Below are 25,815 nucleotides of genomic sequence, written 5' to 3'. Positions count from 1 at the left end.
CGAACTCGAGAACAAGCCACCACTAACCACAGTGGACTCACGAATAAGTAGTGTTACATTTAGCTCTGATGCCAATGCTGTCAGGATCAGACTCGAATGAGGTCGGCTCGCGGTGGCGGCGATGCAGAACCGCCGCAAATAATAAAGAACATCATTTGGCTGCTGCAAAACTGGCGATCCCAGACCATACCGATTTTGCTCGCCGGCGTCGTTCTAGCAACTGGTTTTGCTTGGGCCTACAGGGCCGCGATCTGGGGCCTGTTTTCGGCCTATAAAATCGGCGAATTCAACATCACTTTGGTAAACACAACAGATGCGAAATACCGCATGGACTTTCCCGGCGAATTGTACGCCTGCGAGCCCTCGGTCCCGGGAATAAACATCAAAGTTAAGTCAGGCCTGTTGTGGATCGTTAAAGACGGAGAACCAGTTAGCTATGGCTACGGCGTTGATGTCGACCCCTGTAAAAGAGGGTGCCGCGCATCACGGGATAGTTCCCGTCGCGGAGGACTTTCACCGACGAGGATTCCTGGACCCATACGAGGTCCTTCATCTCCGTGCCCGCAGGGTCGAGCGCCTCCACGATTCCGTTCTCTTCCTCGTCGCGGAAACGCGAGGTCTTCAGGACGGCGACACGGGCCGGGTAGTGCCGATGATGGTTCTTGTCGGCGGTCAGCACCGCTTCTTCCTGGAATGTCCGCTGGATAGGCGATGGGAACTTCGGTGTCTCGCGGCCGTTTAGTTGCAGATGCGGCGTATTGGGCGGACATCCTGCGCCTCGGGCGGCAGAAGAGATCGTCATGGCAAGGGATGCCGACATAACCATATTAAGAAAGCGCGGAATGCTGGCGACCGTGCGCGGCGTCGTTGCGCATAGCGTGGGCGGGGCCGAAGTCGAGACTGCGCCCTGCGATATGCTACTGGGTAATGCAATTCTGCATGTCGCGAGACTGGACGTTTCGGTTTGCACGACCGCCGCCGCGAGTGTCGTTGCGGAGGGCATTATGTTGAATTGCGAGGACTGCCGTCGGCTCGCCTTGAAATATGGCGACAAGCTTGAAGTTCGTGAGTAGGAAGCAAGAGCCCTGAGCACTGGCCGATCAGCTTTCTGGGCCCAAGGAACCTCAATCGGACATCAACACGACAACCGACCTCGGAGCCACGAGAGAATTCAGTTCGATGATGGTGTTCGGGAGTTTCATGGTTGAGACGTGGGGCATTGAACCGCCTCGGCTGATGGTCTTTCGTCCACCATTCTTCACCTTTGAGTTCTCGTAATCGGGCAGCGTTGTGAAGCAGATGGGGATTGCGTTCATGTCGGACTCCGATGACGGACGCCGCATGACGTAGAAAAATATCTCCTGCCATTCAGTGCGAGGTGATCGCACGACCGCTGGACGCGAGATGCTCAGTAATGGCGCGCCGGATTTCGGTAACCGTGTCGAAGAGCCTGTTGTCCAAGTCGATGACATTGAAGCGGACAGCGATGAATTTGAGGCGGTTTTCGACAGGGACCGCGATCCCGACTTCCTGACCGTTGAATACGACAGCTTGCTTTTGCATAACAAACCTCGGGCGCGCCATACGGGAGCACCATCTTAGAAAAGTGGAACAAAGGGTTTACGACGCGTCAGATTGCCGTCGTAGTTCGGTATCGGATCGAGACGAGATCACGCACTCGCTGCACCATTGCGAAGAAACGAAGTCGGGCAAACAACGTCATCATCCTCCTCAAGCGAGGTCAAACGACCGCTGAGTATCGCCGGCGAGGGGCCGGTTATTTCGGAACTATTCTGTAAAAAACGTAGTCGAGAACCTTCGAGTAAGCAACTGATTTTTGTTATTAATTAGCGTTTTGAATCGTATGACAATTACCGCAGGTGCGAAGTAACAAATGATGTACGTTCGTCCGACCCATCGTCGAAGGCCCGTCAATGGCTTTACTCGGCGATATTGCAGACTAAGCGGCATCCATTACATTGTATCTTTCAGCTTCTTTCGGACTCGGGGCAATCAAACGGTCACTTGTACTTTTAGACCTCAGGTCCGTGGTCCTTTCGATGAGAAGGACGTTCAACAAAGGCCATCTAGGCGCTCCCACATTCTGGGCGAACCAATGCTCATGAAAGGACTCCCCCGGGTCGACTGCGGGGCCGCCCACAGCCTTCTCGGACCTAAGTCCCTATCGCGAACCAAATTACCTATCCGCTGTTTCCTTCCTATCACGAAGGAGGACTGCCATGACCTTTGAGCCGGAAAGCCTAGCCTGCGATCAGCTTGCGAGCGTGCAGGCCGCGGTGTCCGCGGAACCAGAGCTGAAAGGCTCGTCCATCTCTGTAAGCATGGTGGGCAGAAGCGTCCTGTTGGAGGCCTATGTGGCGGGCTACGGTAATCGGGGAGAAGGCGACGGCGATCGCCGCTTTGATCGCGGGGCCGGAGAACGTGCATGATAGGATGCAGGACCGCGACACGACCGATAGCTAGTGCCCGTCCACAAACGGTAAACCACTGAAATTATTGGAGGAATAGCGATATTGCGACGGGCAAAGCCCGGCGGTTTCAGGTATACTTTAGATCAAGCCATTGATTCTAAAGACAAACCCGCAACCGCCGGAGCCGACAATGCGCCAAGAACGCACCGTCCAAGCCAATATATTCGATCTTTTCGCCGAACACGAGATCGGCCGCGAGCTGAAAGCCATGTCGCAATGGCTGGATGAGCATCGTGATCTGCTCGGGCTGGTAGCGCAGGACCTGCGCCGCCACGGCGTCAAGGAGACCGGCCGCGAGGGCCTGCCGGCGGAGGCCGTGCTGCGTTGCGCCCTGCTCAAACAACACCGTCAGTTGAGTTATGAGGAGTTGGCCTTTCATCTGGAAGATTCCGCCTCGTTCCGGGCCTTTGCCCGGCTGCCGTGGGGGTGGAACCCGAAGAAGTCGGTCTTGCACAAGACGATCAGCGCGATCCGGGCCGGGACCTTTGAAGCGATCAATCGCGTGCTGTTGACGAGCGCCCGGCAGGACAAGGTGGAACGCGGCAAGGTCGTGCGCATCGACAGCACCGTCACTTCGGCGCTGATGCACGAACCGAGCGACAGTAGTCTTTTGTGGGACTGCGTGCGGGTGATGGTGCGGCTGTTGCAGCAGGCGGCTTCCTTGGGCAGCGCCATCTCATGGCACGATCACTGCCGCGCGGCGAAGAAGCGATCCCGGGCGATCCAATTTACCCGCGGTCGTCCGAAACGAGTTCAGCACTATCGCGCGCTGCTCAGGATCACGCGCACCACCTTGAGCTATCTCGAACAGGCGGCGGCGCAACTGCCCTTGGCGGCGGGCCCGGCGGTCGAACTCTGGCAGGCCCAACTCCGCCACTATAAGCCGCTGATCGAACGGATCATCGCCCAGACCGAGCGGCGGGTCCTGGCCGGCGAGGCGGTGCCGGCTGGCGACAAGCTGGTCAGTTTGTTCGAGCCGCATGCCGACATCATCGTCAAAGGCAGCCGCGACGTCGAGTATGGCCATAAGATCAATTTGACCACCGGCACAAGCGGGCTGATCCTCGACCTCGTCGTCGAAACCGGCAACCCGGCCGACAGCGAGCGCTTGCTGCCGATGCTGGAACGCCACATCGGCATCTGGGGCGAGGCGCCGCGTCAGGCGGCGGCCGACGGCGGCTATGCCAGCCGCGATAATTTGAGCCGAGCCAAAGCCTGGGGCATCTGCGACATGGCCTTCCACAAGAAGTGCGGCCTCAGGATCGAAGACATGGTCAAGAGCCGCTGGGTCTATCGCAAGCTGCGCAACTTCCGCGCCGGCATCGAGGCCGGCATCTCCTGCCTCAAACGCGCCTACGGCTTGGGGCGCTGCACCTGGCGTGGGCTCGACCACTTCAAGGCTTATGTCTGGTCCTCGGTGGTCGCATACAATCTCGCCCTCTTCGCCCGCCTCAGGCCGACCTGACATCCCATGTCGCCAGCCAAAACCGGACCGGCGTGACGCCGGCAGTTGCCAATGCGCGCATGTCCACCAGAAATCCTGGCCGCCGCAATTAGCACCCATGAGCCACACCGCATGGCTTCAAAGCGGCCACCAAGCGGAACCCAAGTGCGCTGCAAGCTCAAGAAAACCAGCGTTTATGGACGGAAACTAGCTAGTCACACGCCGGGCATAATGACAGAACTGGCTCCCAGTGCACAGTCCGCGTTGCGGGCACTTCGATCCGATCACCAAAGTCCTCATGGATCAATGGCAGTATGCCCACGGTCAGGGAGTCTCGCGAACTCCACCCTAAGACTTTGAAGGATTTCCTCCCGGGAGTGACCTTGGGAGCGCAGGTCTACGACCCGCGCCACGAAGCCCTGATGGTCTGGAGTAATCTTCAGCTCATTGCATGCATCGACGAGGATCGCCTGGAGGAATTCGAGGTCGTCAATGTCAATCGCGAAATCAGAAAGCGGGCCCAATTCCCCTCCCCGCAGACAGAGGCAGAGAGCGTCAACATCTCCCAAGCTGGCCCCCAAAGACCAACCGAATCATCATAGCGCGAATGCATCCGCAATCCAGCGAAATTCCGATCGTCTCCAACTATACAAAATCGTAGAGCGCCCACTCCTTTTCAGCCGCATGCCTTCACACCCGGTCACTCCAGGTAATCAATCGTCAATTACGAATTGGGAATACACGCGTATATTACCCCTCGGGGATTGCGATCCCTGCCCTGAGGTCGACGATAATGGACTGGGACGCAACCTCTGCATTCACACCCGTCGGGCTGGCTCTGCGCGGTCAGCCAGCTCACAGGATCGTCCGCACCCTCGGCGACGCGGCATACATGCTGCTCAAGGACTGGCCATCCGATGACGGCGAAGAATACGTCACTGCAGTGAAGGCTTGCGTCGATGCGATCAGCGGTGAGATCACTCCACAGCAATTTTGGGACGCGTTCCTGCGTGCGGCCGATGAAGCGGGCATCGCTGCTCTGACTATCGTTCACCGATGACAGCGAGTAAAAGAAGCGGATGGTTGCGAATCGGATCATGCGGGCCCTGATATTACGGCTTACCGATGTCCTCGGCCGCATCGCCGACACACCGATCAGCAGGCTGGAGCAATTGCGTCCGTGGAATTGGCGTTGTCACCGAATTGAGGCCGCTGCTTGATGGAAGCGCACCCCGATCTGAGCGACGAGCGACGAAATGCGCTATTGCAGAGTTTGACGGCAGTAGGCTTGTCTAAGCCAATTGGCTATCTGCCACTCTACACAATCGAAAAATTCTTACGACTTTCACCGGAAGCTCTTGCCGACGATGCGGCAAAGCGTGGCCTCGCAACGGTTCAATTCGACGCGGCGGCCTGTTGCATCAAGAGCGGTGCGCTTTATGCATACCATCGTCAGGCGCTCGCGAGCGTTTTGCAAGAAAACGCTGCGACCGTTCGTGCCGCTGGACTTCCGTTGGACCCGGATGAATTTGTATCCCAGATCGCTACAGTTTGGTTTGAGGAGCAACACCTGGCATATCCGGTCATTGCCGCTGCATTTGGCGACAAAGCCTGACGAAATGCTCTTCCTGCGGTCGAGATCGGAGGGGGCGTCCCTCAAACTTTGATCGCAGGAACAAGTAGCGAACGCAATAAAAATCAAGCGGGATCAAGGGCGGCGGGCACGGAAAATCGATCACGCGCGCGCCATTTAACCGCGCCAACGTTGCGTTAACCTCCACCGGCCATACTGAGTGAGCTTAAAGAAGCATGCATACCTCCTTTCTTCGGAAGGGTGTCAATGAGAGAGCCGGGCCGGTCGTCCAAACCATTTAGGCCGGCTCTCTCCTCCTCCCCGAGAATATCGACGGATTAGGTTTAAGTTCGTTTAACAGGTCGAGCTTGTCGTCATCCCCTTAATGAGAACTTAACGGCTTCGGTGCCGCTTTCGACCTGACCAGCGCTGCCCCAATCCCGCGTTAACTCTTTCGACGAGAAAGCTGATTGCACTCATATTGAGCTTGAAGGGCTCTGGTCGCGGGCTGAAAACCGCGAGTTCCAGATAAATTCGCGATCATGGTTCGAGACGCACCCGCATCGGCGTCTTCCATTCCTGGCGTCCGAGATTGTGATCCGCGCGGCGATCTGAGCGCATGGCCGAGATCGGCTCCCCGATCCTCTCATGTAGCGCTTTGCCAGCCGCATGAATCCTGCAGCCGCGGGGACGGTCCCACTGTGCGAATTGTCGACGGCGAAATCAACGTCTTCCATTAACTCGGGTGACGACGTCTTGAATAAGACACGACGGCTCTTGTGACGTCGGCGCGGGAGCGCTCCCGAGCGACCCCGAGTTCTTTGATTTTTTTGCTGCTTGTTGAGGGTTTCGGAGACGGCAGCCCGAAGAGTTGGCCTCTTGGTCGAGGTTTCCGAGCGTGGATTCACCACCTCGATCTCGGCGCAACAGTTAACAAAACCGCCTTCGAGCACAACCAAAAAAATTTTCAGAAGGTCGATTTTTTGAAGATTTGACCGCCAAAAAAGCCACGTTTTCATGGCTTTAGCGGCGGTCGAATCAATGCAACCAGTTCAAAAATGTGTCAAAGGAACTGACGTAGGTGTCAGAGGTATGTGACGAACCTCATCAGATCTTCGAGAGCGCCTGTTCGAGATCGGCGATGATGTCCTTGACGTCCTCGATGCCGACGGAAAGGCGCACCACGTCAGGGCCTGCGCCGGCGGCGATCCTTTGCTCGTCGGTCAACTGCCGGTGTGTCGTCGAGGCCGGATGGATGACGAGCGAACGGGTGTCGCCGATATTGGCAAGATGGGAGAAGAGTTCCAGCCCCTCGACCAGCGTCTTGCCCGCCTCATAGCCGCCCTTGACGCCGAAGGTGAAGACGGAGCCGGCGCCCTTCGGCGAGTAGCGCTGCTGCAGGGCGTGGTTCGGGTCGTCGTCGAGGCCGGCATAATTCACCCAGGCGATCTTGCTGTGCGCCTTCAGCCATTTCGCGACGGCGATCGCATTGTCGCTGTGGCGCTGCATCCTGAGCGGCAGCGTCTCGATGCCGGTCAGGATCAGGAAGGCATTGAAGGGCGAGATCGCCGGCCCGAGATCGCGCAGGCCGAGCACACGGGCAGCGATCGCAAAGGCGAAATTGCCGAAAGTCGCGTGCAACACCATGCCGTTATATTCCGGCCGCGGGCTCGACAGCATCGGGTAATTGCCGGATTTCGACCAGTCGAAGGTGCCGCCGTCGACGATGAGGCCACCCATGGAATTGCCGTGGCCGCCGAGAAACTTCGTCAGCGAATGCACGACGATGTCGGCGCCGTGCTCGATCGGACGGATGAAATAGGGTGTTGCCATCGTATTGTCGACGATCAGCGGCAGGCCGTGGCGATGCGCGACGTCGGCAATGGCGGCGATATCGACGAAGGTGCCGCCGGGATTGGCCAGGCTTTCGATGAAGATGCCGCGCGTCTTGTCGTCGATCTGGCTTTCGAAGCTTGCCGGATCGGCGGTGTCGGCCCAGCGCACCTGCCAGCCGAAATTCTCGAAGGCATGGCCGAACTGGTTGATCGAGCCGCCATAGAGCCTGTTGGCGGCGATGAAATTCTCGCCGGGGCGCATGATGGTGTGGAAGACGATCATCTGCGCCGCATGGCCGGAGGCGACGGCAAGGGCCGCCGTGCCGCCCTCGAGCGCTGCGACGCGCTCCTCGAGCACGGCCTGCGTCGGGTTCATGATGCGGGTATAGATGTTGCCGAAAGCCTGCAAACCGAAGAGGGCGGCGGCATGATCGGAATCATTGAAGACGAAAGCGGTCGTCTGGTAGATCGGCGTGACCCGCGCGCCCGTCGCCGGGTCGGGCTGCGCACCGGCATGGATCGCCAACGTGTTGAATCCCGGATCGTTCTTGGCCATGTCGTCCTCCAGTTGTTGCTGACGGGCAGGATCATAGCCGGTCGCTTGCGAAAGTTAATCGCGATCCATTTCAACCCATGGGCGTTCGGTGGAAAATCCGTCTCAGCGGACCGCAACTCAGGCAATAAGACGAGGATACTCGATCGCCGGGCAGCGGTTCATCACCACCTGGATGCCGGCGGCCTCCGCCTTTGCCGCGGCGGCATCGTCGCGCACACCAAGTTGAGACCAGATGATCTTCGGCAGCGGCCTCAGCGCCAGCGCCTCCTCGACGACCCCACCCAGATATTCGGAAGCGCGAAATACATCGACCATGTCGATCGGCACGGGAATGTCGGTGAGCCGGGCATAGACGGTGCGGCCCTGGATCTGTTTGCCCGCCTGCCCGGGATTGACAGGAATGACCTCGTAGCCGCGCGACAGCAGATAGCCCATGACGCCGTTGATCGGCCGAGCCGGATTGGGCGATGCGCCGGTCAGCGCGATGGTCTTTACCGATTGCAGGATTCCGGCGAGGTAATCATCCGTGTAGGCGTCGTGGTTCATGTCCGCTTCTCCACTCCTGAGAGCCCTTCGGCTCGGCCGGCATGTTTTTTTGCGTTTCCGTGAAACCGGCTGCGTGTCTTTTCTGTATATATGAAATGGATACTCCCTGAGGATGATTCGGTGAAAAAAATCGCTCTTGCCCTCATGCTCGTGCTCGCCGCATCGCCGGCGCTGGCGATCTCTCGCTACAATCCGCTCACCATGAGCTGTGCCAGTGTGTGCGCCGCCATCCACAATCAAGGCGCAGTCATCTTCCGCTACCCGTCTCCCCGTGGCTTGCCGCTCTACGATCGCTATGTCCGCAACAGCAATTATTGCGACGCGACCGATTATGCGGAATGGACGTATATCCCTTCGAAAGACACTACTCGCTGCCGAGTTCTGAACTGCCAAAACATCGACAACCTTGACGGGATGCTCTTCGTTCCGCATCATCAGCTCTGATGTTTTCGCCGTCATAGCTACGCAGGAACTGTACGCCTTTCGCGCTTGCGAAAGGTTTGAGGATCAATCCCGCGCTGCGATTTCGTAACGATTGCACAATCATAAGCTTTAATTTTCCCCTATATCGAAGTTATAGAATAATATCTATATTTCAGCAGCATAGAATAATCCGCTCCCGAACTCCTGGAGATGTTTTCTTTTTTTGTTCTTGACAGTTTCGCGCTTTGTTCCTGCATCCATTAGAGACATCTCATAGTTGAAAGGAGGGCCGTGGATTGAACGCATGTCGCGCGCACGTAAAAATTGCTCAAATAGCCCGCCATTGTCCACATACCGTAAGGATGCTATTCGACATATGAACGCATAAGCGACCGCCGCCGCGCGTTTTCGTGCAAATCCCAGTTGTCTTTTCAGGAATTTGAAACGCCGAAGGCGAGGCGTATTCCGCTTCCTCTCATCCTCTCCGGATTCACTCCCTTGCCTCTCGACGTTATCCTGCTTGTTCTCTTCGGCGCACTGCTACACGCGACATGGAACGCCATCATCAAGGCGGGGAGCGATAAGTCCCTCGATGCGGCGCTGATCTCGGCCGGCGGCGCGGTTTCGGCGCTGCCGTTCCTTGCATTCCTGCCGTTGCCGCACGCCTCGGCGTGGCCGTTCATCGGTGCCTCCGCCATCCTGCAATTTGCTTATTTCCAATTGGTCGCCGCCGCCTACCGGGCCGGCGATATCGGCCTCGTCTATCCGCTGATGCGTGGCTGCGCGCCGCTGCTGATCGCCGCGACAAGCGGTTTCATTCTGCAGGAAAATCTTTCCGGCGGTGCCCTTGCAGGCACAATGACGATCTCGGCCGGCGTGCTGACGCTCGCCCTGGAGGCGCGGCGTGGCAGCAGCCGGGCCGTCATCCTCTCGCTTGCCAATGCCTGCGTCATCGCCAGCTACACCTATGTCGACGGAATCGGCGCGCGCATCTCCGGCAATGCGGTTTCCTACACTTTGTGGATGTCGCTGCTGCCGCCGGTGCTGCTGTTTTCCTGGGCAGCGTCCCAGCGCGGCGCTTTGGCAGTGGTGCGTCATGTTCGCTGTAACTGGTGGCGCGGCCTTATCGGCGGCGCCGGCTCGATCGCTTCCTACGGGCTGGCACTCTGGGCGATGACGAAAGCCCCGGTCGCGACCGTCGCAGCCTTGCGCGAAACCGCAATCCTCTTTGCGCTGGTGATCTCGATCACCGTCTTCAAGGAAAAAGCCAGCATCTGGCGCTACGTCGCCGGCGTCGTCATCGCGATCGGCGGGCTGCTTCTGAAACTGGCGTGATCACTCACCTGTCCATTCGGCCTTGCGCTTGCCAAGGAACGCGCCGATCCCTTCCTGCGCATCCTTAGTCAGCATGTTCTCGACCATCACCCTGGCGGTATAATCATATGCCGCCTCCACCGGCAGTTCGAGCTGCCGGTTGAAGGCTTCCTTGCCGATCTTCAGTGTCAACGGCGACTTGCTGGCGATCACAGCCGCATATTTGGAAACCACCTGCGCCAGATATTGCTTCGGCACGATACGGTTGACGAGGCCGAAATCCTTGGCGGTCGAGGCGTCGATTGTCTCGCCGGTCAGCAGCATCTCCATCGCCTGTTTGCGGTGCGCGGCACGGGAAACGGCCACCATCGGCGTCGAACAGAACAGGCCGATGTTGACGCCCGGCGTACAGAATGTCGAACTGTCCGTGCAGATCGCCAGATCGCAGGAAGCAACGAGCTGGCAGCCAGCAGCCGTCGCCAGCCCATCGATCTCGGCAATGACGGGCTTCGGCAGATGCGCGATCTTCAGTATCAGATCGGCGCAGAGCCGGAAGGTCTTTTCGAAGAAACCGGCACCCTGATCTTCATCGGCGCGATGGGCCGTCAGCTCTTTCAGATCATGTCCGGCGGAAAAGACATTGCCGGTCGAGGCGATGACGACGACGCGCGCATCCTGCTCCGCCCCGGCCGTCTCGAGTTCTTGCATCAGCGCTTCGAGAAGCGCGATCGAAAGCACATTGGCCGGTGGGTTGTTGAGCACGAGCCGCAGCACGCCGTCGCGCAGCGAGCGGGTCAGCAAGCCGCCCTCTTCCGCTCCGGCGGCGTCCTTCCGGAAGGATACGATTTCGGCCATGATGCTGCTCCCTGCGCTCGATTCCAGGCAGACGTTTTGCCACAAGGCGCCGGAAATTTCGAGCAGGATCCGCACTCTCCCCAGAGGCCGCTGCCCTCAGGACCAGAACCACGACTTCGATGTTTCTGCCCTCGCCTGTGCACGGGTCAGACCGACATCGCAAAGCTCGTCGTCGGTGAGTTCCAAAAGCGTGCGGCGGCTGCAGCGCTTTTCGAGGTGATGTTCGATCGTCATCAGCAGCCGCAGGCTCCATCGCGCCATCCCGCGAAGTTTCGACCGAACGATATCGCGAGGTGTTTCAAAGATCCCGCTTAATTCCAGAGCCATCTCTTCGTCCTTTTCTTCAACGGATGAAAGATGCGCTGGAAGATGCCGCGAAAGAAGCTTATGGATATTATGATATGCATAAGGATTTCTTTTGTATGCCTCTTCACCTCGATCAGCTTGCCGCCTTCGTCAATGTCGCCGATCTCGGAAGCTTTACGGCTGCGGCGGACAAGGAAGGCCTGACGCAACCGGCCATCAGCCTGCAGGTGAAGGGGCTCGAACAGCGGCTCGGCGTCCGGCTGATCGAGCGTGTCGGGCGGCGGGCCCAGCCGACCGCGGCAGGCCTCGACCTGCTCGTGCATGCAAGGCGACTGCTTCAGGAATCGGCTGCCGCGGAAGAAGCGATGATGCCGTACAGAGATGGCGCCAACGGCCGCGTGCGCATCGGCAGCGGCGGCACGGCGTCGATCCATTTGCTTCCTCGCGCCATCGCCGTCGCCAGAAAATCCATGCCCGGCCTCGAAATCACCGTGCGCATCGGCGACGCTGACGACATTCTGCGCGATCTGGAGGCCAACAGCCTCGACATCGCCGTCGTCGCCCTGCCGGCATCCGGACGGAACTTCGAGATCGAGCCGTTCTACGAGGAGGAATTGCTAGCCGTCGCTCCTACGGGCAGCCTGATGCCCGAAGGCGGGCCGGACGCCGCCTTCATGCGCGACAGGACGCTGCTGCTTTATGAGGGCGGCAATACCAGGCGGGCGATCGACGCGTGGCTGGCTGCACCGGATACCAGGATCCGGCCTGCGATGGAGTTCGGCAGCATCGAGGCGATCAAGGAGCTGGTGGCCGTGGGGCTCGGCTGGTCGATCCTGCCGGGCCTGGCGCTGAAGCGTGACCGCGCTGGCCTCGTTGCGACTTCATCGCTGAACCCGCGGCTCACGCGCCGCCTCGGCATGGTTCTGCGCCGGGACAAACATCTGACACGCGGCCTTCGCGAAATGATGAAATGCCTGCGCGCGTTCAAAGGTTAAGAGCCGCTTTCGACCATGGGATGCTATTTCAAACCGGCAGAGACGACGTGAAAAACGTCAAGCGCAGCAGTTCGCGACCGCAGAAATATGAGGTATCAAAATACCACATATCTAAGTATTTGTTTTTACTTCACAATTTTTCCAAACCTTCGGAACGTCGATATTGACCCGATGTCATGTTCCCTTTATACACCGCGCCAGAACGCAGCCTGTCCGGGCTGCTTTCTTTTTGGCATGCCTAAAGCCTGCCAATCCAAGCAACAAGAAACGCCCTTCAAGCCTTCGGGCCAAGGGTCTCAAAAGAGAGTATTCACTATGGCAACCTTCTCCCAGAAGCCTGCAGAGGTGGAGAAGAAGTGGGTGATCATCGACGCCGAAGGGCTGGTCGTTGGCCGTCTCGCTTCCATCATCGCTATGCGCCTGCGCGGCAAGCACAAGGCAACCTTCACGCCTCACGTTGACGACGGCGACAACGTCATCGTCATCAATGCCGAAAAGGTCGTTTTCACCGGCAAGAAGTATTCCGACAAGGTCTACTACTGGCACACCGGTTATGCCGGCGGCATCAAGGAACGCAGCGCACGCCAGATCATCGAAGGCCGCTTCCCGGAGCGCGTCCTCGAAAAGGCCGTCGAACGTATGGTTCCGCGTGGCCCGCTCGGCCGTCGCCAGATGAAGAACCTGCGCGTTTACGCCGGCTCCAACCATCCCCATGAAGCCCAGCAGCCGGTCGCCCTCGATGTTGCCGCGCTCAACAAAAAGAATGTAAGGAGCGCCTGATCATGGCTGACCTCTCCTCCCTGAAGGATCTCGGCACGGTTTCCGAAGCTGCTGCTCCGGCCCACGTCCGCAAGGTCGATTCGCTCGGCCGCTCCTACGCGACCGGCAAGCGCAAGAACGCCGTCGCCCGCGTCTGGGTCAAGCCGGGCTCCGGCAAGATCACCGTCAACGGCAAGGAATTCGCGGAATATTTCGCACGTCCGGTGCTGCAGATGATCCTGCGCCAGCCGATCGTTGCGGCTGCCCGTGACGGCCAGTTCGACATCGTCGCAACCGTTGCCGGCGGCGGCCTCTCCGGCCAGGCCGGTGCCGTTCGCCATGGCGTGTCCAAGGCGCTCACCTACTTCGAACCGGGCCTGCGCGCGGTACTGAAGAAGGGCGGCTTCCTGACCCGCGACAGCCGCGTCGTCGAACGCAAGAAGTACGGCAAGGCAAAGGCCCGCCGCTCGTTCCAGTTCTCCAAGCGTTAATCGCTTCGGACAGACGGAATTTACGAAGGCCGGGGCAACCCGGCCTTTTTGTTTTGCAGGTCCGCGTTTCTCTTTCTTCGCTCGCGCACATCATTACCAAGGCGCAGCACCGCGGCGTGCTTTTGCCCGCCACTCCATCGCCGATCGCTTGTAATTCGCGGCTCGGTCGCCTACCCGTTGTCGACGCCTTGACCTTTCACGACCGAAAAAGGAGCCCCCCTTGGCGAACAGATCGATCGACCACGCCTTCACGGCGACCAGCCTCACTTCCGCCGCGAGCGACCCGACCTTTGCCGGCGCGCTGTCCTTCATGCGCCGCCGGTTCACCAAGGAGCTCGCCGGCGTCGACGTCGCCGTCTGGGGCATTCCCTTCGATGCCGCCACATCGAACAGGCCGGGTACACGCTTCGGACCGCAGGCGATCCGGCGCGCTTCGGCGATCTTCGACAATGATGCGCAATATCCCTTCAACCGCGAACTCTTCGCCGACATGTCCGTGATCGACTACGGCGATTGCCTGCTCGACTATGGCAATCATCAGGACACGCCGGCCGCTATCGAACGCCAGGCGAATGTCATCCTCGACAGCGGCGCCTTCCTGCTGACGCTTGGCGGCGATCACTACGTCACCTGGCCGCTGCTGAAAGCCCATGTGGCAAAACATGGGCCGCTGGCGCTCATGCAATTTGACGCGCACCAGGATACCTGGTTCGACGAGGAACGGCGCATCGACCATGGCTCTTTCGTAGCGCGGGCCGCCCGCGAGGGCATCATCGATCCCGACCGCTCCATTCAGATCGGCATCCGCACCCATGCGCCGGAGGATTGCGGCGTCAATATTCTCTATGGTCATCAGGTCGAGGAGATGAGCGCCAGCGATATCGCCTCGGCGATCATCTCCCAGACGCGCGGGGCGCCGGCCTATCTCACCTTCGATATCGATTGCCTCGATCCGGCCTTCGCGCCGGGCACCGGCACGCCGGTTTCAGGTGGGCCATCGAGCGCCAAGATCCTCTCGGTGCTGCAGCGCCTGCACCAGCTCGATATCCGCGGCGCCGACGTCGTCGAGGTATCGCCGCCCTACGATCATGCCGATATCACCGCCATTGCGGGGGCAACGGTGGCGATGTATATGCTGGGGCTTCATGCCGAGCGACGCGCCATCGCCGTGTCACAAGGCTGACCTATCATCCTCAAACTGAATCCGGAAACCTTCAGAACCCATTGAAAGCGCAGGTTTAACATGGCACCGAAAATCTTCATCGACGGCGAACACGGCACGACGGGTCTACAGATCCGCACGCGCATGGCCGGCCGCCGCGATGTCGAACTTCTGTCCATACCCGAAGCCGAGCGGCGCAACGCCGCCATGCGCGAGGACATGCTGAACGGCGCCGACATCGCCATTCTCTGCCTGCCCGACGATGCGTCGAAAGAAGCGGTTCAGATGGTTTCGGCCAACAACAATGTGCGCGTCATCGACACTTCGACCGCCTTCCGCGTCAATCCCGGCTGGGCCTATGGTTTTGCGGAAATGGACAAGCAGCAGGCCGACAAGATCGCTGCCGCCCGTTTCGTCGCCAATCCCGGCTGCTATCCCACCGGAGCGATCGGCCTCATCCGGCCGCTTCGCGCCGCCGGCATTCTGCCGGACGGCTATCCGATTACGGTCAACGCGGTCTCCGGCTATACCGGCGGCGGCAAGCAGATGATCGCGCAGATGGAAAACCCGGATCACCCGGATGCGATCACCGCGCCGCATTTCCTCTACGGCCTGCCGCTCACCCACAAACACGTGCCCGAGATGACCGTTCACGGCCTGCTCGACCGCGCGCCGATCTTCTCGCCGTCCGTCGGCAAGTTCGCGCAGGGCATGATCGTGCAGGTGCCGCTGCATCTCGACGATCTCGCCGAGGGCACGACGATGGAGAGTATCCATGCGGCCCTCGTCGCCCATTATGCCGGCCAGGATATCGTCAGTGTCGTACCGCTGGCCGAAAGCAAGGCCCTGCCCCGCGTCAATGCCATCGAGCTCGAAGGCAAGGACACGATGAAGCTCTTCGTCTTCGGCACACCAGGCGCTTCGCAGGTCAATTTGGTGGCGCTGCTCGACAATCTCGGCAAGGGGGCGTCGGGCGCCGCCGTCCAGAACATGGACCTGATGCTCGCCTCGTAAGGCACAGACGACGGCATCAGCGTGGATGCCGCTCGAGCTTTGTATCGATGTCTTCATCATGATCTTTCCGCGGCTGCCTGCATCGGCGGCCGCAGCATCGCTTTCGCGCTCGATCATCGATGACGATTGGGCTATGAAACCGGATCCTTCCTCGCCGCCCATCCCGAATCACGGAGCCGATGTCATGACGCTGGATGCGATTAGCGCTGGCGTCGGCGCATGGTTTGCCGCCGCCTTGCCCGATCATGGCATCTATGCGCTGATGGCATTTGCCTTCATCGCCGGGCTTGCCCGCGGTTTTTCGGGCTTTGGCGCTGCATTGATCTTCATTCCGCTCGGCGGCGCGATCGTCGGACCGAAGCTGATCTCGCCGATCCTGCTCGTCATCGACGGCATTGCCACACTCGGGATGATCCCGCCGGCCTGGCGCGGCGCCAACCGGCGCGAGGTCCTCATCATGGCGGCGGGCGCCGCGCTCGGCGTCCCGGCCGGCACGGCGATGCTGGCGCTGCTCGACCCGACGATTTTGCGCTGGAGCATCACGATCATCGCCATCGCCCTGCTTGCGCTCCTCGTCTCGGGATGGCGCTACCACGGTGCGCCTTCGGCACCGCTCAGCAGCGGCGCCGCGCAGCTCGGCGGGCCGCCAGTCGTCGCCTACTGGCTCGGCGGCAAGAGCGACTTCACCCGCGTCAGGGCGAATGTCGTGCTCTACTTCTCGATCTCGTCGGTCTTCAGCGCCATCAGCTATTATATCGGCGGACTGTTCGTGCCCGCTGTCTTCGCGCTCACCGTCGTCATCCTGCCGAGTTACATGGTCGGACTCTACGGCGGCTCGAAACTGTTCGGCCTTGCCGAGGAACGGACCTTCCGCATAGCCTGCTATGTCCTGATCGCCGCCGCCGCGATCATCGGCATGCCGCTGCTCGATGGGGTGTTGCGCTAGAACCGCTGGTGGAGACTAGGGCCGCTCGCTTCAATTACGTTCGGCGATTATCGTCCCGTGCGGATATTCGCCGTAAAAGCCGCGCCAGTTGGCGACGGCGAAACCGAAAACCACCAGCGCACCGGCCTGGTGCAGCAGGCCCCAGTGAAGCGGCACCTGCATCAGCAGCGTCGCTATGCCGATTGCCGCCTGCAGCGTCACCAGCACGAAAAGCAGGATCGCGCGGCGCGCATGGGTGGTCCATGGCGCTGCACCAAGAGCAATCACCATGTTGATCAGCGTCAATGCGAAGAGCGTATAGGCACCGATGCGGTGAATGAACTGCACCGTCTTCGGGTTCTCGAAGACATTGATCCAGAAGGGCTGCTGGATCAGCAGATCGGGAGGGATGACGGCGCCATCCATCAGCGGCCAGGTATTGTAGGACAAACCAGCGTCGAGCCCCGCCACCAGCGCGCCCAGATAGATCTGGAACAGAGAGAAAATGGCGATCGCGGCGGCAAAACCGCGCGAGCTTCTTGTCGGCGCCGGATCGTTGGAATGTCTGGAGAGACCGCGCATGATCCACATGCAGCCGGCAAAGATCAGGCAGGCCATGACGAGATGCGTCGCCAGCCTGTACTGGCTGACGTCGGTGCGGACGGAAAGTCCCGAGGACACCATCCACCAACCGATAAAACCCTGCAGGCCGCCGAGCGCCAGGATGCCGACGAGCGGCCAGCGCAGACGCTTCTCGATCCGCCCGGTCAGCCAGAAATAGATGAGCGGCAGCGCGAAGATCACGCCGATGGCACGCGCGATCAGCCGGTGCGCCCATTCCCACCAGAAGATGCCCTTGAACTCATCGACGGTCATGGAACTGTTCAGCTGCTGAAATTCGGGAATGCGCTGGTAGAGGCGGAATTCCTCCTCCCATTCGGCAGCCGACAGCGGCGGGATGACGCCGTGGATCGGCTTCCACTCGGTGATCGACAGGCCGGAATTGGTCAGCCGCGTGGCGCCGCCGACGAGCACGAGACAGAAGAGCGCCAAAAGCACGAAGCCGAGCCAGAAGCGCAAGGCGCGGCGGTCGCGGCTCTGCTTGCGCATTTCGCTCAGGATCGCCTGTTCCGTGGTCGGGTTTGCGACGGCCATGAAGTCTCCTTCTATCCGGCAGTTGATTTGCCCTACCGGCTCATGCAAAACAAGCCCCGAACCTTTGCGGCATGCCGTCGCGGCGGTTCGTCCCCTCCATGCCGAAAGATAACCGATGCCCGTCCGCCTCCGCAAATTCATCGGCACGATCCTCATCATCGTGCTCGTGGTCGTCTATGCGCTGGTGGCCAATACGATCGCGGTGGCAACGCTCGGCAACGCGCCCTGGTGGGGACATCTGCTCTATTTCCTGCTCACCGGCCTGCTCTGGGTATTGCCGGCGATGGTGATCATCAAATGGATGGCCGGACCAACGCATAGCTAAAGCGCGGCGCGATCTTTCAGATTCGTTTGTCGCGCTTTGGGTCTTTGTTTTTACGCATGTCGTTGTCGCAAAACCGCGGCACACTTTTGCGCGACATGCTTTAGGGCCATTAACGGCCGAATAACCGTGATCTGCGGAAAACCTCGCCCATCGCCTGCGGTTAAACCAAATATACGTCCGGCATACCTACCCTCCCGTTCAGCATTCTTGACCGGAGAAGACCGTGCAGACGCAACAGCTCGATGTCCATGAACAGCCGTCCGACGACGTGGCGCTGGCCGATACGGCCATTTCGCGCCTGCGCCAGCTGAGCATCAAACTTGCCATGGCCCAACTGGACATCGAAGTCTTCGACGCGATGCAGCCGCTGGAGGATGACTGGCGGGCGCTGGAGCGCGACAATCTCCAGTCCCTGCATCAGAGCTACGACTGGTGCGCCGCCTGGGTGAGCGCCTTCCAGCGGCCGCTTGCGATCCTCAAAGCCACTCATGCGGGTCAGACCGCCTTCATTCTGCCGGTCGAGATCGTCAAGTCCCGCGGGCTCAGCGCGGCGAAATTCATTGCCGCAGATCACAGCAATATCAATACTGGCCTGTTCGCGGAGAGCTTTGCCGAAGCCGGCAGGACCATCGCCCCCCATGAGTTCGCCGGCAAGCTCCGGCATGCGCTGAAGGGCCGCGCCGATCTGCTGCTGCTGCAGAACATTCCGCTGGAATGGCGCGGGCGAGAGAGCCCGCTCGCCGGGCTGCCGATGGTGCAGAACCAGAATCACGCCTATCAGCTGCCGTTCCTTCCCGCTTTCGAGGACACACTGAAGCAGCTCAACGCCAAGAACCGGCGCAAGAAATTCCGTGTTCAGTCGAAGCGCCTCGAGGCGGCGGGCGGCTTCGAATACGTCATTCCCGAGACATCGGCAGAACAGCACGGCCTGCTCGATATCTTCTTCCGCCTGAAAAGCGCCCGCTTCGCCAGCCTCGGCCTGCCCGACGTCTTTGCCGACAGGGAAACACAGACCTTCCTGCACGGTCTCATCGACAAGCTGGATGACAGCAGGCAGTATCTCGGGCTGCAGATGCATATGCTCCGGCTCAAGGGCGAGCATGAGGGTAAGATCGCCGCAATTTCAGGGATTTCGCGAAAGGGCGACCATATCATCTGCCAGTTCGGCGCGATCGATGAAGAGCTCGTGCCGGATACCAGCCCCGGCGAATTTCTCTATTGGCAGATCATCTCGGGATTGCATGGCAAGGGTGTCGCGCTGTTCGATTTCGGCCTCGGCGACCAGACCTACAAGCGTTCCTGGGCGCCGGTCGAGACCGCGCATTACGACGTGGTGTTGCCGGTATCGTCTTTCGGCGTCGTCGCCGGCACCGCCCACCGGCTCGTTACCCGCACCAAGGCGCACATCAAGGTGCGCCCGAAGCTCTATAAATTCGCCCAGGGCATCCGGGCACGGATCGGCTGACTGTCAAAAGACTAGTACCACGCCACAGAGATTATGACGGTTTGTCTTATCGTAGAATTGGCAGGGCTTCTGGTGGGATGAGAAGTTGGATGCTGCGTGCGGCGCCTGGCACGCGAGATATAAAACCCGCCTTCTCGAGGGTCAGCACCATCTGGTGAACAGACGGAGCCGTAACGCCGAAGTGGCGACGCATGTCGGCTTCGGCCGGAGGCTGTTTGAAGATGCGGCTGTAGGCGTAGATGAAGGCCAGGTACTGGCCTTGGATCTGCGTAAGGCCCCGTCTTGCCGTTGCGGCTTGCGGGTCAAGTGAGGGACTCATTTTGGGATTCATCTGCGTCTCCACGCTGAAGGAGGTGTCGATGAATATAAAGTTTCACATAGAGCTTAGCCAATCGGAACGTGACCAACTGGCCGCTTTGTTGAGCGGGGGGTGCCACAGGTCGCGCAAGATCAAGCGCGCCCAGATCCTGGTCGCAGCGAACGAAGGCTTCAGCGACGAGGTGATCGCGGCAACCTTGAACGTCAGCGGATCGACGATTTACCGGACCAAACGCCGGTTTGTGGAAGCCAATCTGGAAGGGGCGCTCAGCGAAGAACCGCGCCCGGGTGTTGAGCGCAAGCTATCGAGCAAGGAGGAGGCGCTGTTGGTAGCGACCGCCTGCTCAAAGCCGCCGCCCGGGCGAGCCCGCTGGACCCTGGAGCTTCTGGCAGATGAGATGGTCCGGCTCACCGATCATGACCAGTTGTCCTCGGAGACCGTGCGTCGCCGGCTGGCTGAGAACCATCTCAAGCCTTGGCGCAAAGACATGTGGTGCATCCCAAAGATCGATGGGGAATACGTCGCGCGCATGGAGGATGTTCTCGACCTCTACGCAGAAACGCCTGATCCACAAAGGCCCGTGGTCTGCTTCGACGAGAGCCCGACCCAACTCATCGGCGAAGTGCGCGAGCCCATTGCGGCCAAGCCTGGCCAGCTTGAACGCTACGATTGCGAGTATCGCCGAAACGGCACGGTCAATCTGTTTGTCTTCATGGACGCCCACCGGCCCTGGCGCAGGGTGAAGGTCACCGATCGGCGAACCAACCAAGACTTCGCCGAGTGCATGCGCGAACTGGTCGACGTCGATTATCCCGACGCGCCGATCATCCGCGTGGTGATGGACAACCTCTCCACTCATTCCGCCGGGGCGCTTTACGACGCATTTCCCGCCCCGCAAGCTCGAAGGGTGCTGAAGCGACTGGAGTTCCACCACACGCCCAAGCACGCCAGTTGGCTCAACATGGTCGAGATCGAGATCGGTGTCCTGCGTAGCCAATGCCTCGACCGTCGTATCGACAACAAAGACACCATAATCGCCGAAGTCGCAGCCTGGGAGCAGCAACGCAACGCCCACGGCGCAAAGATCCAATGGATGTTCACAACCGAAAATGCCCGCAAAAAGCTCCGTAAAGCTTACCCCGTCAAAGAGTCATAATCTCTGTGGCGTGGTACTAGGCGTGTAGCGGCTATTTAGTAATGCGACAGTTGGGCCAGTTAGAGATGCGACAGTCTCGCCTCTCTACGCACTGGTCAATGCCAACGTCGGGAGCAAGGATGACGATCTTCAGCCTGGTCGAGACCATGAGCGGTCGGAGTCGTCATGTCCTTTATGATCACCATGTCGCAGAAAGAATTGCATCGCCTCGAAGTTATCCAGAAGATTCGTGACGAGCGCCTGAGCGTCGTCCAGGCCGCCGAACTGCTCGACCTCAGTCGAAGTCAGGTCCATCGGCTGCTGCAGGCTTATGACCGGAATGGTCCAGCCGGCCTTGTTTCCAAGAAGCGATCACAGCCGAGCAACCGGCGCCACAGCGAGGAGTTTCGCAATGCGGCGCTGGATCTGATCCGGGAGCGCTATCTGGATTTCGGTCCGACGCTGGCGCGCGAGAAGCTGATGGAACTGCATCAGATCTCGGTCGCCAAGGAGACGCTGCGGCAATGGATGACCGAGGCCGGCATCTGGATCTCGCGGCGTGAGCGTAAGCAGCGGGTTTTCCAGCCGCGCGGCCGGCGCGACTGTTTCGGCGAACTCGTGCAGATCGATGGATCGCATCACTGGTGGTTTGAGAACCGTGGTCCCAAATGCGCCCTGCTTGTCTATATCGATGACGCCACCGGCAAGTTGCTGCATCTGCGGTTCGCTGGGTCAGAGAACACGTTCGACTACCTGCATGCGACAAAGGCTTATCTGCAGCAATGGGGTAAACCTCTGGCCTTCTACAGCGACAAGCATGGTGTCTTTCGTTCGACCCATGCGTCGGAGAAAGACCGCACGAGCGGCCTGACGCAGTTTGGTCGTGCGCTTTATGAGCTGAACATCGACATCATCTGCGCCAATACTCCGCAGGCAAAGGGCCGTGTGGAACGCGCCAACCAGACGCTGCAGGACCGGCTGGTCAAGGAGATGCGGCTTCGCGGCATCGATACGATCGAGGCGGCCAACGGCTATGCATCAGAATTCATTGCGGATTTCAATTCCCGTTTTGGCAAACCGCCACGCAATCCGAAGGACATGCACCGGCCGCTTGCCGCGCATGAGAATCTCGATGGCGCCATGTGCCGCAAGGAAGTCCGCACACTGTCGCAGTCCCTGACGCTCCGTTACGACAAGGTCTTGTTCATTCTCGATCCGACGGAGCGGGCCAGAGGGCTGGCGGGAAAGAAGGTCGTTGTCTGCGACTACCCGGACGGCCGCCTCGAGATCATGCACGAGAGCTTCACCCTGCCCTACAGAACCTTCGATACATTGCGGTCGGTCCACCGGGCAGAGGTTGTCGAGAACAAGCGTCTCGACGACATGCTTTCCGTCGTCGCCGAGCTGCAGGCTGGGCGGGAACAGCAGCGCAGTAAGAGCGGCCCTCGCCGCACCGGCCAGACGGATCATATGTTCGGTATTCCCGATGGCAGCCAGGGCAATGGTTATCAGAAGCGTGGCCGCAAGCCTGGCCGGCGGACGGACTTCATGAATGATCCGGAGGTCATCGCAAAAAGGCAGAAGGCGCTGGCGCGCATGGAGGCCGCGGAATGATCGCCTGCACTCATAGTCTCAAAGCTAAAGCCGAAGGGTGTTCCTCACCCGCCCCCGCTCCTCCCTTGCAACCCGGTCCAGCCGGTCGGATCGGCGGCTAATCCGAAGCGCAAGTGTCGCGTTTCTAACCGGCTGACAGCGTCGCGCATCTAATCAGCTTTGACATAGGCGGCCCGGCCGAGCGTCTGTTCGGCCCCCTCGCCGCCCGACATCAGCACGACGCGCTCATAACCGGCAGCCTGGAATTCCGTCATCAGTGCAACGAAAATGGTCTCCTCGACCTTAGGCAGCGAGAGGATGATCTCGACGTCCCGGCTGCGCGTCAGCCGCGATACGCCGGCGACATCGGCCGAACCGCATTCGACCAGCACGAGATCGTAGGCGGCGGCGAGCGCATCGAGCAGCAACGACAGCCGGTCGACACCGCGCATGGCGCGGCGCACGTCGCTCTGACCCTGGGGAATGAGATGGGCATCGGAAAGGCGGTCGCCGTGGATCGTGTCGCCAAAGGCGGCCTCGCCGCAAAGCAGATCGGTGACGCCAAGGGCGGCCTGGTCCTCGGCCATCAGTTCCGTGGGGTAGCCGGAGCCGGTCATATCGATCAGGATGACGCGGTGGCCGGCATCGGCGAGCATGCGGGTCAGCGAAACCGTCGCCGCCGATCCATTGTCACCAGTCGGAGATATGGCGATTGCCAGCGGCGCGCGGCTGCCGGTGAGATAATCCGCAACCGAGGCGATGGAGAATTCATTCTCGTCCTCCGGCTCGTCCTCTGGCACCTCCTCGGCAGCCCTCACGTCCTCGATCGCATCCTCTTCGTCCGCGACGACAGCGAGCATGCTCGGTTGAACGGGTTTTCCGGCGGCAGCGGCGATCGGAGCAGCCTGCGGCGCATGTTTCTCCTCGACGACTGCTTCTGCCTCGATTGTCTCTGAAGCCGCATCTGTCGGGCGGAGTGCCCGGCCACTGAAGAGTTCGGCCAGCATGATGACGATGGCGCTCATGATCAGCGTCGCGACGGCAGCGACGACGACGATCGGTACCACCTTCGGGAAATAAGGATCGACCGGCTCGACGGCCCTGGAAACGATCCGGGCATCAGCCGGGCTCGAATTGCTGTCGGCACGCGAGGCGGCCTCGCGGTAGCGCACCAGATAGGTTTCGAGCAGCTGACGCTGGGCGTTTGCTTCACGCTCCAGCGCATTGAGACCGACCTCGTCCTCGCCGGCGCGCGCGCTGGTGGCCTGCACCGTTTCCGACTGGCGCTCGAGCTCGCTCGCCCTCAAATCCGCGACCTTCGACTCGTTCTCGATGCTCGCCAGGATCTTCTGCGTCTCCTGGCGGATCTGGGTGCGGATATCGGAGAGCTGGGCACGCAGGCTTTTCAGCCGCGGATGGTTGTTGAGAAGGCTGGTCTGCAGATCGGAGATCTGCGACTGCAGGCCGGATTCCGTCCCCTTCAGCCGCTGGATCGCCTGGGAGGACATGATGTCAGGCAGCGTATCGGAGGCTTCGCCCGAAGACAGTGCATTGCGCACTGCCTGCGCCCTCGCCTCGGCATTGGCCTTGTCGCCCCGCACGCGGGTCAGCTCAGCGGAAATATCGTTCAGTTGCTGGGCCGGAAAAGTGGTCGTGCCGTTCGTCTGCAGCAGCCCGTGCGAGGTGCGGTATTCGGCGACCTTCTTCTCGGCTTCGCTAACCTTCTGGCGCAGACCTTCGATCTCCGGCTCCAGCCAGCGGGTCGCCTCGGAATTGGAATCGAGCTTGGCGCCGCTCTGGGTCGAAAGATAGACATTCGCCATGGCATTCGGGATAGCGGCGGCGAGCTTCGGGTCCTTGGAGGTGAAATTGATGCCGATAACGCGTGAACCCGGCACCTGATAGACCTGCAGGCGTTCGACGAAGGCGTCGATGACGCGCTCTTCGGGCGGATTTTCCAGCGGGTTCTTCTTCAGGTGCAGCTTCACCAGGATGCTGCTCATGGCCGAACCGCTGGCGGCATCGTCGAATTCCGGCAGGTTATAGAGCTTCAGATCGTTGATGACCTTCTTGAGGAGATCGGCCGATTGCAGAAGCTGCACCTGGCTGGCGATGTTCAGCTCATCCATCAGCGGGCCGGCGCTGGCGTCATTGATCTGCTGCGTGCTGGCGAAGGCCGGCGCCCGGGGTTCAATGAGGATACGTGTTTCGGTGCGATATTGCGGCGACATGATCTTGGCGCCGGCAAAGGCGACGCCCGCCCCCACGAGGGTAATTGTCAAAATCCGCAGACGGCGCGCCCAGACCGCACGGACCAACTGGCCGAGATCGATGTCCACATCCTGATCACGAGCTACGCCGGACATGCTCTTACTCCACAACAAAGGTGCCGCAAGCGTAAACGATCGTGGTAACTCAACGGTTAATGACGATCTCGCCGAGAAATGAGCGATGATCGATGAAGGATACCGGGAAATTGCAAGCGACCTTTACCGGGCATTAACCCTAACGGATCGATAACGACTGCACCGAGTTCATTTTTGTGAGCACAAGCGGATGTCTGTCGTCCAGCCCAAGATCCTTTTGGCCCTGAGCCTTGCAGCCATGACGGCAGCACTGAGCGGCTGCACGACGTACAGGCCGGCGCCGAAGGCCTTCAACGAGGCCACCATCCAGCCCTACACGCTGGACAGCGGCGATCGGCTGCGCATTACCGTATTCGACCAGCAGAGCCTGACCAATACCTATACGGTGGATCAAGCCGGCTATGTCGCCTTCCCGCTCATCGGTCAGGTCCCTGCCCGCGGCCGAACCCTGCAGCAACTCTCGGGGCAGATAGCCCAGAAGCTGCAGCAGGGCTATCTTCGCGATCCGGACGTCACCATCGATGTCGATCGCTACCGTTCGGTCTTCATCATGGGTGAAGTCGGCCAGCCCGGCCAGTATGCCTATGTTCCCGGCATGACGGTGCAGAATGCCATCGCGGTTGCCGGCGGTTTCACCAGCCGCGCCAACCAGCGCATGGTCGATGTCACCCGCAAGATCAACGGACAGGTGCTGACCGGCCGCATCAACATATCAGGGCCGATCATCGCAGGTGACACGATCTACGTTCGCGAACGGCTTTTCTGAG

Annotated in this window: 28 protein-coding genes; 19 read left to right on the top strand and 9 right to left on the bottom strand. The window is 60.1% G+C overall.

What is annotated here, in order from left to right; all coding sequences use genetic code 11:
* Window positions 1-430: 430 nt before the first annotated feature.
* The gene (locus tag BA011_RS44940) at window positions 431-802 is read right to left on the bottom strand and encodes a hypothetical protein (protein WP_237352578.1); all 372 of its coding nucleotides are present in this window, start codon (window positions 800-802) and stop codon (window positions 431-433) included.
* Between BA011_RS44940 and BA011_RS04320 the strand changes: the two genes are divergently transcribed.
* The gene (locus BA011_RS04320) at window positions 801-1,073 is read left to right on the top strand and encodes a hypothetical protein (RefSeq protein WP_017959920.1); all 273 of its coding nucleotides are present in this window, start codon (window positions 801-803) and stop codon (window positions 1,071-1,073) included. The two genes, BA011_RS44940 and BA011_RS04320, sit on opposite strands and share 2 nt — an antisense overlap.
* Window positions 1,074-1,368: 295 nt before the next feature.
* On the opposite strand, the gene BA011_RS04310 is transcribed toward BA011_RS04320, so the two are convergent.
* A complete protein-coding gene (locus BA011_RS04310; RefSeq protein ID WP_003577126.1) occupies window positions 1,369-1,563 on the bottom strand; it encodes a hypothetical protein in 195 nt (64 codons plus the stop codon).
* 677 nt (window positions 1,564-2,240) lie between these two features.
* Here BA011_RS04310 and BA011_RS04305 point away from each other — a divergent pair.
* The 5 genes from BA011_RS04305 to BA011_RS04285 all read left to right on the top strand — a co-directional run bounded on the left by BA011_RS04305 (window position 2,241) and on the right by BA011_RS04285 (window position 5,551).
* On the top strand, window positions 2,241-2,450 hold the full coding sequence (locus tag BA011_RS04305; RefSeq protein WP_237352576.1) for a hypothetical protein: 210 nt from the start codon (window positions 2,241-2,243) through the stop codon (window positions 2,448-2,450).
* A 172-nt stretch (window positions 2,451-2,622) separates the two neighbouring features.
* Window positions 2,623-3,957 carry an ISNCY family transposase gene (locus BA011_RS04300; RefSeq protein WP_065279157.1) on the top strand — a complete coding sequence of 445 codons (1,335 nt, stop codon included), beginning with the start codon at window positions 2,623-2,625 and terminating at the stop codon, window positions 3,955-3,957.
* Between the two features lie 362 nt (window positions 3,958-4,319).
* On the top strand, window positions 4,320-4,538 hold the full coding sequence (locus tag BA011_RS04295) for a hypothetical protein (RefSeq protein ID WP_237352574.1): 219 nt from the start codon (window positions 4,320-4,322) through the stop codon (window positions 4,536-4,538).
* Window positions 4,539-4,729: 191 nt separating this feature from the next.
* Window positions 4,730-4,996, top strand: a complete 267-nt coding sequence (locus tag BA011_RS04290) for a DUF982 domain-containing protein (protein WP_011651748.1) — start codon at window positions 4,730-4,732, stop codon at window positions 4,994-4,996.
* Between the two features lie 156 nt (window positions 4,997-5,152).
* Entirely contained in the window at window positions 5,153-5,551 is a 399-nt protein-coding gene (locus tag BA011_RS04285; RefSeq protein WP_151343383.1) for a hypothetical protein, read from the top strand.
* Between the two features lie 1,065 nt (window positions 5,552-6,616).
* On the opposite strand, the gene BA011_RS04280 is transcribed toward BA011_RS04285, so the two are convergent.
* Together BA011_RS04280 and BA011_RS04275 are read right to left on the bottom strand one after the other, a co-directional pair.
* Window positions 6,617-7,900 (bottom strand): O-acetylhomoserine aminocarboxypropyltransferase, encoded by a 1,284-nt coding sequence (locus BA011_RS04280; RefSeq protein ID WP_065279559.1) that lies wholly within the window; start codon window positions 7,898-7,900, stop codon window positions 6,617-6,619.
* A 117-nt stretch (window positions 7,901-8,017) separates the two neighbouring features.
* On the bottom strand, window positions 8,018-8,446 hold the full coding sequence (locus BA011_RS04275; RefSeq protein ID WP_065279558.1) for a CoA-binding protein: 429 nt from the start codon (window positions 8,444-8,446) through the stop codon (window positions 8,018-8,020).
* A gap of 120 nt (window positions 8,447-8,566) precedes the next feature.
* Here BA011_RS04275 and BA011_RS04270 point away from each other — a divergent pair, with 120 nt between their 5' ends.
* Together BA011_RS04270 and BA011_RS04265 are read left to right on the top strand one after the other, a co-directional pair.
* Complete coding sequence (locus BA011_RS04270) at window positions 8,567-8,890, top strand: hypothetical protein (RefSeq protein ID WP_065282408.1); 324 nt, start codon at window positions 8,567-8,569, stop codon at window positions 8,888-8,890.
* A 477-nt stretch (window positions 8,891-9,367) separates the two neighbouring features.
* Entirely contained in the window at window positions 9,368-10,204 is an 837-nt protein-coding gene (locus tag BA011_RS04265; RefSeq protein WP_026265154.1) for an EamA family transporter, read from the top strand.
* Here the strand turns inward: BA011_RS04265 and BA011_RS04260 are convergent, their stop codons facing one another.
* Both BA011_RS04260 and BA011_RS04255 read right to left on the bottom strand, forming a co-directional pair.
* Complete coding sequence (locus BA011_RS04260; protein WP_065282407.1) at window positions 10,205-11,038, bottom strand: enoyl-CoA hydratase; 834 nt, start codon at window positions 11,036-11,038, stop codon at window positions 10,205-10,207. It lies immediately after the preceding gene.
* A gap of 96 nt (window positions 11,039-11,134) precedes the next feature.
* Entirely contained in the window at window positions 11,135-11,365 is a 231-nt protein-coding gene (locus tag BA011_RS04255) for a DUF1127 domain-containing protein (protein WP_065279557.1), read from the bottom strand.
* A gap of 74 nt (window positions 11,366-11,439) precedes the next feature.
* On the opposite strand from BA011_RS04255, the gene BA011_RS04250 reads away from it, so the two are divergent.
* The 6 genes from BA011_RS04250 (at window position 11,440) to BA011_RS04225 (ending at window position 16,711) form a co-directional block, all read left to right on the top strand.
* Entirely contained in the window at window positions 11,440-12,339 is a 900-nt protein-coding gene (locus tag BA011_RS04250; protein ID WP_186806498.1) for a LysR family transcriptional regulator, read from the top strand.
* Window positions 12,340-12,654: 315 nt separating this feature from the next.
* Window positions 12,655-13,119, top strand: coding sequence for a 50S ribosomal protein L13 (rplM, locus tag BA011_RS04245; protein ID WP_003558420.1), 465 nt, complete (start codon window positions 12,655-12,657; stop codon window positions 13,117-13,119).
* 2 nt (window positions 13,120-13,121) lie between these two features.
* A complete protein-coding gene (rpsI, locus tag BA011_RS04240; RefSeq protein ID WP_003558419.1) occupies window positions 13,122-13,589 on the top strand; it encodes a 30S ribosomal protein S9 in 468 nt (155 codons plus the stop codon).
* A gap of 220 nt (window positions 13,590-13,809) precedes the next feature.
* A complete protein-coding gene (speB, locus tag BA011_RS04235) occupies window positions 13,810-14,772 on the top strand; it encodes an agmatinase (RefSeq protein ID WP_065279556.1) in 963 nt (320 codons plus the stop codon).
* 60 nt (window positions 14,773-14,832) lie between these two features.
* Window positions 14,833-15,765, top strand: coding sequence for an N-acetyl-gamma-glutamyl-phosphate reductase (gene argC / locus BA011_RS04230; RefSeq protein ID WP_011651343.1), 933 nt, complete (start codon window positions 14,833-14,835; stop codon window positions 15,763-15,765).
* Window positions 15,766-15,949: 184 nt separating this feature from the next.
* A complete protein-coding gene (locus tag BA011_RS04225; RefSeq protein ID WP_065282405.1) occupies window positions 15,950-16,711 on the top strand; it encodes a sulfite exporter TauE/SafE family protein in 762 nt (253 codons plus the stop codon).
* A 30-nt stretch (window positions 16,712-16,741) separates the two neighbouring features.
* Here the strand turns inward: BA011_RS04225 and BA011_RS04220 are convergent, their stop codons facing one another.
* A complete protein-coding gene (locus BA011_RS04220; RefSeq protein ID WP_065279555.1) occupies window positions 16,742-17,845 on the bottom strand; it encodes a COX15/CtaA family protein in 1,104 nt (367 codons plus the stop codon).
* A 115-nt stretch (window positions 17,846-17,960) separates the two neighbouring features.
* Here BA011_RS04220 and BA011_RS04215 point away from each other — a divergent pair, with 115 nt between their 5' ends.
* Window positions 17,961-18,170, top strand: coding sequence for a DUF2842 domain-containing protein (locus BA011_RS04215; RefSeq protein ID WP_065279554.1), 210 nt, complete (start codon window positions 17,961-17,963; stop codon window positions 18,168-18,170).
* A gap of 223 nt (window positions 18,171-18,393) precedes the next feature.
* Window positions 18,394-19,635 (top strand): GNAT family N-acetyltransferase, encoded by a 1,242-nt coding sequence (locus BA011_RS04210; protein ID WP_065279553.1) that lies wholly within the window; start codon window positions 18,394-18,396, stop codon window positions 19,633-19,635.
* Between the two features lie 46 nt (window positions 19,636-19,681).
* Here BA011_RS04210 and BA011_RS04205 read toward each other — a convergent pair whose 3' ends face one another.
* Window positions 19,682-19,966 (bottom strand): LexA family protein, encoded by a 285-nt coding sequence (locus BA011_RS04205; RefSeq protein WP_420493416.1) that lies wholly within the window; start codon window positions 19,964-19,966, stop codon window positions 19,682-19,684.
* A gap of 28 nt (window positions 19,967-19,994) precedes the next feature.
* Between BA011_RS04205 and BA011_RS04200 the strand changes: the two genes are divergently transcribed.
* On the top strand, window positions 19,995-21,110 hold the full coding sequence (locus BA011_RS04200) for an IS630 family transposase (RefSeq protein ID WP_065282351.1): 1,116 nt from the start codon (window positions 19,995-19,997) through the stop codon (window positions 21,108-21,110).
* Between the two features lie 165 nt (window positions 21,111-21,275).
* Entirely contained in the window at window positions 21,276-22,703 is a 1,428-nt protein-coding gene (locus tag BA011_RS04195; protein ID WP_065279332.1) for an ISNCY family transposase, read from the top strand.
* A gap of 149 nt (window positions 22,704-22,852) precedes the next feature.
* Here the strand turns inward: BA011_RS04195 and BA011_RS04190 are convergent, their stop codons facing one another.
* Window positions 22,853-25,048 (bottom strand): GumC family protein, encoded by a 2,196-nt coding sequence (locus BA011_RS04190; protein ID WP_065279552.1) that lies wholly within the window; start codon window positions 25,046-25,048, stop codon window positions 22,853-22,855.
* Between the two features lie 190 nt (window positions 25,049-25,238).
* Here BA011_RS04190 and BA011_RS04185 point away from each other — a divergent pair, with 190 nt between their 5' ends.
* Window positions 25,239-25,814, top strand: coding sequence for a polysaccharide biosynthesis/export family protein (locus tag BA011_RS04185; protein WP_017959905.1), 576 nt, complete (start codon window positions 25,239-25,241; stop codon window positions 25,812-25,814).
* The last annotated feature ends 1 nt before the right edge of the window (window position 25,815 follow it).

Source organism: Rhizobium leguminosarum, from assembly GCF_001679785.1.
Lineage (GTDB): Bacteria > Pseudomonadota > Alphaproteobacteria > Rhizobiales > Rhizobiaceae > Rhizobium > Rhizobium leguminosarum_R.
Note: the sequence above shows the minus strand (reverse complement) of the source record. Positions and strands in the feature narration are given on the sequence as shown.

What these genes read in the sequence shown, in the direction of transcription:
- BA011_RS04275 (WP_065279558.1), bottom strand. Translation starts at nt 8,446, where the DNA reads ATGAACCACGACGCCTACACGGATGATTACCTCGCCGGAATCCTGCAA.
- BA011_RS04220 (WP_065279555.1), bottom strand. Translation starts at nt 17,845, where the DNA reads ATGGCCGTCGCAAACCCGACCACGGAACAGGCGATCCTGAGCGAAATG.
- rplM (WP_003558420.1), top strand. Translation starts at nt 12,655, where the DNA reads ATGGCAACCTTCTCCCAGAAGCCTGCAGAGGTGGAGAAGAAGTGGGTG.
- BA011_RS04185 (WP_017959905.1), top strand. Translation starts at nt 25,239, where the DNA reads ATGTCTGTCGTCCAGCCCAAGATCCTTTTGGCCCTGAGCCTTGCAGCC.
- BA011_RS04290 (WP_011651748.1), top strand. Translation starts at nt 4,730, where the DNA reads ATGGACTGGGACGCAACCTCTGCATTCACACCCGTCGGGCTGGCTCTG.
- BA011_RS04305 (WP_237352576.1), top strand. Translation starts at nt 2,241, where the DNA reads ATGACCTTTGAGCCGGAAAGCCTAGCCTGCGATCAGCTTGCGAGCGTG.
- BA011_RS04320 (WP_017959920.1), top strand. Translation starts at nt 801, where the DNA reads ATGGCAAGGGATGCCGACATAACCATATTAAGAAAGCGCGGAATGCTG.
- BA011_RS04250 (WP_186806498.1), top strand. Translation starts at nt 11,440, where the DNA reads ATGCATAAGGATTTCTTTTGTATGCCTCTTCACCTCGATCAGCTTGCC.
- BA011_RS04215 (WP_065279554.1), top strand. Translation starts at nt 17,961, where the DNA reads ATGCCCGTCCGCCTCCGCAAATTCATCGGCACGATCCTCATCATCGTG.
- BA011_RS04310 (WP_003577126.1), bottom strand. Translation starts at nt 1,563, where the DNA reads ATGCAAAAGCAAGCTGTCGTATTCAACGGTCAGGAAGTCGGGATCGCG.
- argC (WP_011651343.1), top strand. Translation starts at nt 14,833, where the DNA reads ATGGCACCGAAAATCTTCATCGACGGCGAACACGGCACGACGGGTCTA.
- BA011_RS04205 (WP_420493416.1), bottom strand. Translation starts at nt 19,966, where the DNA reads ATGAATCCCAAAATGAGTCCCTCACTTGACCCGCAAGCCGCAACGGCA.
- BA011_RS04260 (WP_065282407.1), bottom strand. Translation starts at nt 11,038, where the DNA reads ATGGCCGAAATCGTATCCTTCCGGAAGGACGCCGCCGGAGCGGAAGAG.
- BA011_RS04255 (WP_065279557.1), bottom strand. Translation starts at nt 11,365, where the DNA reads ATGGCTCTGGAATTAAGCGGGATCTTTGAAACACCTCGCGATATCGTT.
- BA011_RS04300 (WP_065279157.1), top strand. Translation starts at nt 2,623, where the DNA reads ATGCGCCAAGAACGCACCGTCCAAGCCAATATATTCGATCTTTTCGCC.
- BA011_RS04195 (WP_065279332.1), top strand. Translation starts at nt 21,276, where the DNA reads ATGTCCTTTATGATCACCATGTCGCAGAAAGAATTGCATCGCCTCGAA.
- BA011_RS04200 (WP_065282351.1), top strand. Translation starts at nt 19,995, where the DNA reads ATGAATATAAAGTTTCACATAGAGCTTAGCCAATCGGAACGTGACCAA.
- BA011_RS04280 (WP_065279559.1), bottom strand. Translation starts at nt 7,900, where the DNA reads ATGGCCAAGAACGATCCGGGATTCAACACGTTGGCGATCCATGCCGGT.
- BA011_RS04225 (WP_065282405.1), top strand. Translation starts at nt 15,950, where the DNA reads ATGACGCTGGATGCGATTAGCGCTGGCGTCGGCGCATGGTTTGCCGCC.
- rpsI (WP_003558419.1), top strand. Translation starts at nt 13,122, where the DNA reads ATGGCTGACCTCTCCTCCCTGAAGGATCTCGGCACGGTTTCCGAAGCT.
- BA011_RS44940 (WP_237352578.1), bottom strand. Translation starts at nt 802, where the DNA reads ATGACGATCTCTTCTGCCGCCCGAGGCGCAGGATGTCCGCCCAATACG.
- BA011_RS04190 (WP_065279552.1), bottom strand. Translation starts at nt 25,048, where the DNA reads ATGTCCGGCGTAGCTCGTGATCAGGATGTGGACATCGATCTCGGCCAG.